We start from the raw sequence: 7,944 nt of genomic DNA on the forward strand, positions 1-7,944 counted from the left end.
TCGGGAGCCGGCGTGAATTTTTCTTCCCTTTCCATCCGGAATCCGATTCCGGCGATCATGCTCTTCATCCTGCTGACGCTGGCAGGTTTGCTGGCCTTCAAGGCGAGCGCCGTGCAGGACTTCCCCGATATCGAATTGCCGATCGTGACTGTTACGGCCAGCCTGCCGGGTACGGCACCGGCACAGCTTGAAACCGAAGTGGCGCGCAAGATCGAGGATTCGGTCGCCTCGCTGTCAGGCATCAAGAACATCTATACCAAGGTGCTTGATGGTGTCGCCACGATCACGGTCGAGTTCGTGCTGGAAAAAAACATCTCCGATGCCGTCAACGAAGTGCGCGATGCCGTGGCGCTGATTCGTGCCGACCTGCCGGCCGATTTGCGCGATCCGGCCGTCACCAAGGTATCGACGGCGGGCCGCGTGGTGATGACGTTTACCGCATCGGCCGCACCGGGCAGCAATCTGGATGAACAGGAGCTGAGCTGGTTCGTCGACAACACGGTCGCCAAGCGTTTGTTGAGCGTACCGGGTGTCGGCTCATTCAAGCGCGTCGGTGGCGTCAAGCGTCAGGTGCGTGTCGAACTCGATGCGGACAAGATGGCAGCGCTGAATGTGTCAGCTGTCGATGTCTCGCGTCGCCTGCGTCTCGTGCAGCAGGAAGCGCCGGGTGGGCGTGGTGATGTCAGCGGCGCCGAGCAGGCCGTGCGCACTATCGGGACCGTGAAAACGGCAGAGGAGCTGGCGCAACTTGATGTGCCGCTGGCTGACGGCCGTCATATCCGTTTGTATCAGGTTGCCAACGTGACGGATACGATTGCCGAGCGTCGTGCAACCGCATCGCAAGATGGGCATACCGTGGTCGGCTTCGAGATCTTCCGCACCAAGGGGGCGAGTGAACTAGCCGTTGCCGAAGGTGCGAAGAAAGCAGTCGAGGAATTGCAGGCCAAGCACAGCAATGTGGTGTTTAAGGAAGCCATCGACAACGCCAAGCCGGTAGAGGAAAACTTTGATGGTTCGATGGAGCTGCTGTATGAAGGCGCCTTCCTTGCCGTGCTGGTGGTCTGGTGGTTCTTGCGCGACTGGCGCGCGACCATCGTTGCGGCATCTGCACTGCCCTTGTCCGTGATTCCGACCTTCCTCGGTCTTTACTATTTCGGTTACACGCTCAATACCGTCACGCTGCTATCGCTGGCGCTGGTGATTGGCGTGCTGGTCGATGATGCGATTGTGGAAATTGAAAACATCTCGCGCCATCTCGCGATGGGCAAGACGCCGATGCAGGCGGCGATGGAGGCCGCCGACGAAATCGGCATGGCCGTTATCGCCACCACCTTCGCGCTGGTATCGGTGTTCTTGCCGACGGCATTCATGGCTGGCATTCCGGGACTGTTTTTCAAGCAGTTCGGCTGGACGGCCGTGCTGGCGGTGCTGGCTTCCCTCGTGGTGGCACGATTGCTGACGCCGATGATGGCGGCTTACATTCTCAAACCCAAACCGCATCATGAAGAAAAAGATGGCTGGCTCATGCAGCGCTACATGCGCACGATGCAGTGGTGCTTGCGTCATCGTTTGACCACCGTAATCGCAGCCGCAGTCTTCTTTGTCGTATCGGTCTCTTTGGTGGCGCTGTTGCCAACCGGTTTCGTGCCATCGGCTGATCGCGGACAGACACAGGTCAACATCGAACTGCCACCGGGTAGCACGTTGGCGGAGACAACCGCGGTGGCAGAACGTGTGCGTTTGGCGATTACCAAGGATGCCAATATCACCAGCGTGTTCAGCTCGATTGGTGGCGGTTCCAGTGGCGATGCATTCGCACCGGGCGCAGCGGCCGAGGCACGCCGCGCGGTGCTGACGGTAACGACCACGCACCGCAACGATCGCAAACAGACCATGTCGCAAATCGAGGGTGGCATTCGCACGGCGATTGCCAATATTCCCGGTGCGCGTTTCACGGTTGGTCCACCCGATACCGGCGTGAAGATGCAGCTCGTTTTGCGCAGCGACGATCCAGTGGCCTTGAATGAAGCCGCTCGCAAGGTGGAGCGTGAATTGCGCACGCTGCATGGCATTGGCAACGTGAGTTCGAGTGCATCGCTGGTGCGCCCGGAAATCATCGTGCGCCCGGATGTGGCCAAGGCTGCCGATCTCGGCGTGACGGCGGCCAGCATCGGTGAAACCGTACGCGTGGCGACGTCCGGCGATTATGACCAGAATCTTCCCAAGCTCAATCTGACCGAGCGCCAGGTACCGATTCTCGTCAAGCTGCCGGATGGAGTGCGCGCCGATCTGTCGGCCATCGAGCGCTTGACGGTACCGGGCCGTAACGGGCCGGTCATGCTGGGTAATGTCGCGACCGTGACAATGGAAAGCGGCCCGGCGCAGATCGACCGTCTGAATCGCAGTCGCAACGTGACGCTGGATGTGGAACTGGGATCGCGCTCGCTGGGCGAACTCAACGAGGAAGCGCGTGCCCTGCCTTCGATGCGCAATCTGCCGCCCGCCGTGCGCATTGCCGAACTCGGCGACGCGCAGGAAATGCAGGCGCTGTTCGAAAGCTTCGGCATTGCCATGCTGATTGGCGTCTTGTGTATCTACGGTGTGCTGGTACTGCTGTTCCGCGACTTCATGCAGCCGATCACGATTCTCGCTGCCTTGCCATTGTCGATTGGCGGTGCATTCGTGTTGCTGCTGCTGACGGGCAAGGCATTGTCGATGCCATCCATGATTGGTTTGATCATGCTGATGGGCATCGTCACCAAGAACTCGATCCTGCTCGTCGATTACGCGATCATGGCGCGGCGTGAAGGAATGGAACGGTTTGCGGCGCTGGTGGATGCCTGTCACAAGCGTGCACGCCCGATCATCATGACGACGATTGCGATGGGTGCGGGCATGTTGCCGCTGGCACTCGGTCTCGGTGCCGATCCGAGCTTCCGTTCGCCGATGGCAATTACCGTCATCGGGGGTTTGATCACATCGACCATGCTGAGCCTGCTGGTGGTGCCGGCCGTGTTCACCTATATCGATGATCTGGAGCTGTGGTTCAAACGCAAGATGCATCGCGGCGGGCATGCGGATCATCCTGAGCATACCGAGTCGAAGCCGCAGTTGGAAGGCAAATAAGCAAGGTGCAGGGAAGCTCGGAAACTGCTTTGCAGATGGCAGTATTTCGAGCATGAAACAAAGAAATCGGGAGTGGAAATGTCAGGACAAACAACGGGTGGCGTACGATGGCTGTTACGCGTGGAAGGCTTGTGCGTGCTGGCTGCCGCGTTGCTGTTTTATCCGGCACTCGGTTTTGGCTGGGGCAATTTTGCCTTGTTCTTTCTGTTGCCCGATTTGTCGCTCCTTGCTTATCTTGCAGGACCGAAGGTCGGTGCCTTGATGTATAACGCGGCACATTCTTATATCGGTGCGATTGCCTGTCTCGTGGCTGGTGCGGTCTTTGCGCTGCCGGTTCTTTCCTGTGCCGGCGTTATCTGGTGCGCGCACATCGGCTTCGATCGTGCGTTGGGTTACGGCCTTAAGTACGCAATAGCATTTCGTATGACGCATCTGGGGTTGATTGGAAAGCAGGCAGAGGTATTGGAAAATGTTCCACTCAAGCATGAGGTTTGAACGTCATGTTCTCTGATCAACATCGCTGATTGGAAAACTATTCGACTTATCTCCATCGTGGATATTTCAGGGATTGCTGTCGTTGTATAAAAAAATAGGCACATGCATGATGTGCCTATTTTTTTGGAATGTGTTTGACTTGTCCGTATTGCCTGACCATCTGAGAAATCATGATTCATCGCCTTTTTATTTTTTGTTTTTCTACCCTTCTTGCAACCTCAGTTTGTGCGCAAGAAAAAGTCACCGAACGTCCCGATTGGCAGAAGTATTTTGTGCAGTATCAGGCCAGTGGAACCATCGTCGTTGCTGATCAGCGTAAGACGGCGGAAACCATTTCCGTCTTCGACGCGAAGCGTGCAGCGAAGCCTTATCCGCCGGCATCCACCTTCAAGATTCCGCATACGCTGTTCGCACTCGATAGCGGTGTGCTGCGCGACGAGTTCCAGGTTTTTCGCTGGGATGGCGTCAAGCGTGCCTTTGCCGGACACAATCAGGATCAGGATTTACGCTCTGCCATGCGCAATTCGACGCTCTGGGTATATCAGGGTTTTGCGAAACAGATTGGCGAGGAAAAAGCGCGGCGTTATTTGCAGCAGATCGATTATGGCAATGCCGATCCGACAACCGACCACGGTGGCGATTACTGGATTGATGGCAATTTGCGAATCACATCGTATGAGCAGATCGCGTTTCTGAAAAAGCTTTATCGCAACACGCTGCCGTTTCGTGTCGAGCATCAGCGCCTGGTCAAGGATGTGATGATCAACGAAGCCGGGCGCGATTGGATATTGCGCGCGAAAACGGGCTGGGAAGGGCGCATGGGCTGGTGGGTTGGCTGGGTGGAATGGCCGAGCGGCCCCGTGTTCTTTGCGCTGAATATCGATACGCCGCAGCGTCTGGATGATTTGTACAAGCGCGAAGCCATCGTGCGTGCGGTCCTGCGCGACATGAAGGCATTGCCGCCCGCACCAGCGGATGACAAGGAGGCGTCGCGCTAGCGATCGTGTTATCGCATCGGATGTGAATCTTTCCGTTCCAATCGCCTCTATTTTTAGTGGTGGCGCGAATTGTCGCTTGCAGATGCGGCATGTCGATGTGCAACACGCCTCCCGTGTGTGAGTTGCCGCATTGATGCGCGGGCGAATTCATGGCACGATCCCACTCCCCTGATTTCCTTATGCGGCGTTTGCCTGAACTGCGACGACTGCGCCGGAGATATGCATGACACGTACCTTGTGGAATTTTCCTGCCGAACCTCGTCCTTTCGATCTGCGCACCTTGTCGCTGGCCGAATCGGCCATGCATCCGCCCGTTATCGTCGTGCTGGCACCGCATCCCGATGATTTCGATGCGATCGCATTGACGCTCAAGCTGTTTCACGATGCCGGTGCAGAAATACATCTGGCCGTACTGACCACCGGTGCCAGTGGTGTCGAAGACGGTTTCGGCGATGCGATCAATGATGGGCAAAAGGGTGCGTTGCGTGAGATCGAGCAACGCGACAGCTGCGCCCTTTTCGGCTTGCCTGCAGAACGCATCACGTTCATGGCGCTGCCTTTGGATGTAAGTGGCAATCCGCCATTGGATGCGGCCAACCACGAGCGCATTCGTGCCTATCTCGCCCAGCGCTCACCGCAACTTGTCTTCATGCCTCACGGTAACGACAGCAATGTGACGCATCAACGTACCTACGCGTTGTTCCGCAACGTCGTGTTGACACAAGGCTGGACGATGTGGGCGGTATTGAATCAGGATGCGAAGACGATCAAGATTCGCACTGATCTCTATCTGCCTTTTGACGAAGAGCAGGCGGAATGGAAAGCTGCCTTGTTGCGACAACATCGCTCGCAGCATCAGCGCAATCTGAATACGCGTGGCAAGGGCTTCGACGAGCGTGTGCTGGCCGTCAACAGACAGGCCGGCAGCGGCGTCAATGCGCCCTACGCCGAAATTTTTGAACTGGAACGCTTCGGTTGAAGCTGCAGCGGCAAGACAGAGGGTAAAAACGATGACATGCGATCACCGCAAGGTATTGGACCTGGCAAAAGCCGGCGACTGGGAAGAGGCGCACGCCCTCGTGCAAGTACATGGGGATGTGTTGTCCTGTCAGATTCACGGCTACCTGCATCGGGTGGAAGGCGATCTGGGTAATGCGCGCTATTGGTACAGCCGCGGCAACAGCAGTTTGCCTGCCAATACGCTAGATGAAGAATTCACGCGCTTGTACACGCAATTGCCATGAGTGATACGCTTTGCAAATTGCTAATAACAAAAAGAAAGGAATGACGCCATGCGTTTATTGATTGCCCTGATTCTGCCGTGGTTGACCTTCTTCACGATCGGTCGCCCGATTGCCGGCATTATCTGCCTGATTCTGCAAGTGACACTGATCGGCTGGCTGCCAGCCACCATCTGGGCGGTCTATGCCCTGAGCCAGTTCAAAACCGATCAGAAGATCGACGCTGCTTTCAAACGTGCGCGCTAAGCGCCTTCTCTACTGAAGCGGTATCCGCCACACGCCGGTGCGATTTTCGCCTCGGCGAGTTTGTTCACGGCGTATCTGGCACTGGCGTGAAACGCTTCAGGGTTTGTCCTTGATGCGTGATCTGTTCAAAAAACACTTGTTCGGGGCGTGTCCAATAGCTGCCATCAGCAGCCGTGTAGACAATCATGATGGTGTCGGGATCGGACTCCAGACGGGCTGCACAAATAAAGTTGTACAGGCCACCCTTGAAGTGCCGATACTGTTTGGCGTAATTTTCCATGGGAGCGTGCGCTTACTTCCCAACGAACCAGCCGGCGATAATCATCACGATGCCGACATTGATCGGGATATTGAGCCCACCGATTTCGCGCCCCGTGGCTTTGCCAAAATTGCGCACGGCAAAGCCACCCCAAGCCAACAGATTGCCGCCACCGCGCAGCCAGTCATTCGGATTGGTACCGCTCATCAATTGGACAACCCCCGTCAGGGCAAAGAAAATACACAGAATGCCCAGTCCCAGGCGCACACGTTTCTGGCGCAGCAGGTTTTCGATGGTTTCTCCAAACATGCCAATTTCCTCAATTCTGTTGCAAAGAGCCGCTATTGTAAGGGACAGAGTAATAATCTCAATTTTTCGTTAAATAATCATGCCGCAAGGCAATTTTTCTTGGCACTTTGCGTGTCATGTGCAAAGATGAAAGGCCGTAGCCGGACGATGGCTGCGCGTTTGTGGAAGGGCATATCATGATCGGAAGCGTACAAAGCGGCATCAATAGCGATTGGTCAACACGCAAGAGCGATTCTGTTCGCTCAGCCAGCGAGTTGCTGAGCAAGGTTGCCGATGTTGCGACGGATGAGCGTAATGGTGTGACGGCCGGGCGGAATGCCACAGACGCTTCAGCAGATCCATCAACTGTCACCGGGGAACGCAAGCTGACGGAAAAACTGGCAGCGCAACGTGACCAGACGCGTTTTGCCAACGAAGACAAGGCCGATCAGCGCACTGCGGCGCAAAATGCATTCAGCAGCATCGATACCGAAAACAAGGGTTATATCGACCGCGCAAGCCTGAAGGCGGCGCTTGACGAGATGTCGAAGGACAAGGAAGCCAACGCTCAAGCCGTCGAGCAGATTTTCAAGCAGATCGATACCGACGGTAACGATCAGATCAGCGAAAGCGAATTCACGACAGCCGTCGAGCAGACGGCGCAGCAGGATGCTGCCGACCCGGCTGCGGCCAGCGCCGGCACTGCGCCACCACTAGGTGGTGTGCCGCCTGCAGGTGGCGGATCGACGGCTTCGAAAGATACCGAGCCTGCCGATACCAACAAGGACGGTTCGGTCAGCCTGCAGGAATTGATGGCCTATCAACGCAAACAGGCGGAAGCCAAGCTGGTGGAGGAAAACGTTCGCCAGCAAACCGAAGCCACCAACCGCATCGCCACGCAACTCGCACAGACTTACGGCCGCTTCGATGCCGAAGTGGCCAACGCCACGGTATCGGGCAACGTGTTTTCGGCGACGGCTTGATCACATGCCGGTTGCCGGTCTTTCCGTCTATTACCTACAATCCATTTGGAGCGTTGCGCGGTGCCTACGTGTGTATTGCGGTAGGGCTAGCGCGCTGCCGCAGGCAATACCTTGATGATGCGACCATCTGCCTCATCGGTCGCCAGATACAGATAGCCATCCGGCCCCTCGCGGACATCACGCACGCGTGCGTTCAGGTCGGGCAGCAATTTTTCACGCTGCACTACTTTTCCGTCTTTTACTTCCAGCCGCTCCAGATTGCGGAATACCAGCGAGCCGACGAACAGGCTGCCTTGCCAAGCTTTGCC

At 56.6% G+C, this 7,944-nt stretch carries 10 protein-coding genes; 7 read left to right on the top strand and 3 right to left on the bottom strand.

Going from position 1 to position 7,944, the window contains the following annotated elements; all coding sequences use genetic code 11:
• The first annotated feature begins 12 nt into the window (after positions 1 to 12).
• The 6 genes from QZ725_RS02215 (at position 13) to QZ725_RS02240 (ending at position 6,106) form a co-directional block, all read left to right on the top strand.
• The gene (locus QZ725_RS02215; RefSeq protein ID WP_293775966.1) at positions 13 to 3,126 is read left to right on the top strand and encodes an efflux RND transporter permease subunit; all 3,114 of its coding nucleotides are present in this window, start codon (positions 13 to 15) and stop codon (positions 3,124 to 3,126) included.
• Between the two features lie 78 nt (positions 3,127 to 3,204).
• Entirely contained in the window at positions 3,205 to 3,621 is a 417-nt protein-coding gene (locus QZ725_RS02220) for a DUF4260 domain-containing protein (RefSeq protein ID WP_293775968.1), read from the top strand.
• 170 nt (positions 3,622 to 3,791) lie between these two features.
• On the top strand, positions 3,792 to 4,619 hold the full coding sequence (gene blaOXA, locus QZ725_RS02225; RefSeq protein ID WP_293775970.1) for a class D beta-lactamase: 828 nt from the start codon (positions 3,792 to 3,794) through the stop codon (positions 4,617 to 4,619).
• A gap of 223 nt (positions 4,620 to 4,842) precedes the next feature.
• The gene (locus tag QZ725_RS02230) at positions 4,843 to 5,598 is read left to right on the top strand and encodes a PIG-L family deacetylase (protein ID WP_293775971.1); all 756 of its coding nucleotides are present in this window, start codon (positions 4,843 to 4,845) and stop codon (positions 5,596 to 5,598) included.
• Positions 5,599 to 5,629: 31 nt separating this feature from the next.
• Positions 5,630 to 5,863, top strand: coding sequence for a hypothetical protein (locus QZ725_RS02235; RefSeq protein ID WP_293775972.1), 234 nt, complete (start codon positions 5,630 to 5,632; stop codon positions 5,861 to 5,863).
• 48 nt (positions 5,864 to 5,911) lie between these two features.
• Complete coding sequence (locus QZ725_RS02240) at positions 5,912 to 6,106, top strand: YqaE/Pmp3 family membrane protein (RefSeq protein ID WP_293775973.1); 195 nt, start codon at positions 5,912 to 5,914, stop codon at positions 6,104 to 6,106.
• 64 nt (positions 6,107 to 6,170) lie between these two features.
• On the opposite strand, the gene QZ725_RS02245 is transcribed toward QZ725_RS02240, so the two are convergent.
• Together QZ725_RS02245 and QZ725_RS02250 are read right to left on the bottom strand one after the other, a co-directional pair.
• A complete protein-coding gene (locus QZ725_RS02245; RefSeq protein WP_293775974.1) occupies positions 6,171 to 6,386 on the bottom strand; it encodes a DUF1653 domain-containing protein in 216 nt (71 codons plus the stop codon).
• Positions 6,387 to 6,398: 12 nt separating this feature from the next.
• The gene (locus QZ725_RS02250; RefSeq protein WP_293775976.1) at positions 6,399 to 6,674 is read right to left on the bottom strand and encodes a hypothetical protein; all 276 of its coding nucleotides are present in this window, start codon (positions 6,672 to 6,674) and stop codon (positions 6,399 to 6,401) included.
• A 176-nt stretch (positions 6,675 to 6,850) separates the two neighbouring features.
• On the opposite strand from QZ725_RS02250, the gene QZ725_RS02255 reads away from it, so the two are divergent.
• Positions 6,851 to 7,636 (top strand): EF-hand domain-containing protein, encoded by a 786-nt coding sequence (locus QZ725_RS02255; protein WP_293775977.1) that lies wholly within the window; start codon positions 6,851 to 6,853, stop codon positions 7,634 to 7,636.
• An 86-nt stretch (positions 7,637 to 7,722) separates the two neighbouring features.
• Here QZ725_RS02255 and QZ725_RS02260 read toward each other — a convergent pair.
• Positions 7,723 to 7,944, bottom strand: a 222-nt coding sequence (locus QZ725_RS02260; RefSeq protein ID WP_293775978.1) for a PQQ-dependent sugar dehydrogenase, incomplete at its 5' end; no start/stop codon positions are given.

Source organism: uncultured Oxalicibacterium sp. (genome assembly GCF_913776015.1).
Classification (GTDB): Bacteria; Pseudomonadota; Gammaproteobacteria; order Burkholderiales; family Burkholderiaceae_D; genus Oxalicibacterium.

Excerpts from the sequence above, each read along its gene's own strand:
- QZ725_RS02240 (WP_293775973.1), top strand. The coding sequence starts at position 5,912 with ATGCGTTTATTGATTGCCCTGATTCTGCCGTGGTTGACCTTCTTCACG.
- QZ725_RS02250 (WP_293775976.1), bottom strand. The coding sequence starts at position 6,674 with ATGTTTGGAGAAACCATCGAAAACCTGCTGCGCCAGAAACGTGTGCGC.
- QZ725_RS02235 (WP_293775972.1), top strand. The coding sequence starts at position 5,630 with ATGACATGCGATCACCGCAAGGTATTGGACCTGGCAAAAGCCGGCGAC.
- QZ725_RS02255 (WP_293775977.1), top strand. The coding sequence starts at position 6,851 with ATGATCGGAAGCGTACAAAGCGGCATCAATAGCGATTGGTCAACACGC.
- QZ725_RS02230 (WP_293775971.1), top strand. The coding sequence starts at position 4,843 with ATGACACGTACCTTGTGGAATTTTCCTGCCGAACCTCGTCCTTTCGAT.
- QZ725_RS02245 (WP_293775974.1), bottom strand. The coding sequence starts at position 6,386 with ATGGAAAATTACGCCAAACAGTATCGGCACTTCAAGGGTGGCCTGTAC.
- QZ725_RS02220 (WP_293775968.1), top strand. The coding sequence starts at position 3,205 with ATGTCAGGACAAACAACGGGTGGCGTACGATGGCTGTTACGCGTGGAA.
- blaOXA (WP_293775970.1), top strand. The coding sequence starts at position 3,792 with ATGATTCATCGCCTTTTTATTTTTTGTTTTTCTACCCTTCTTGCAACC.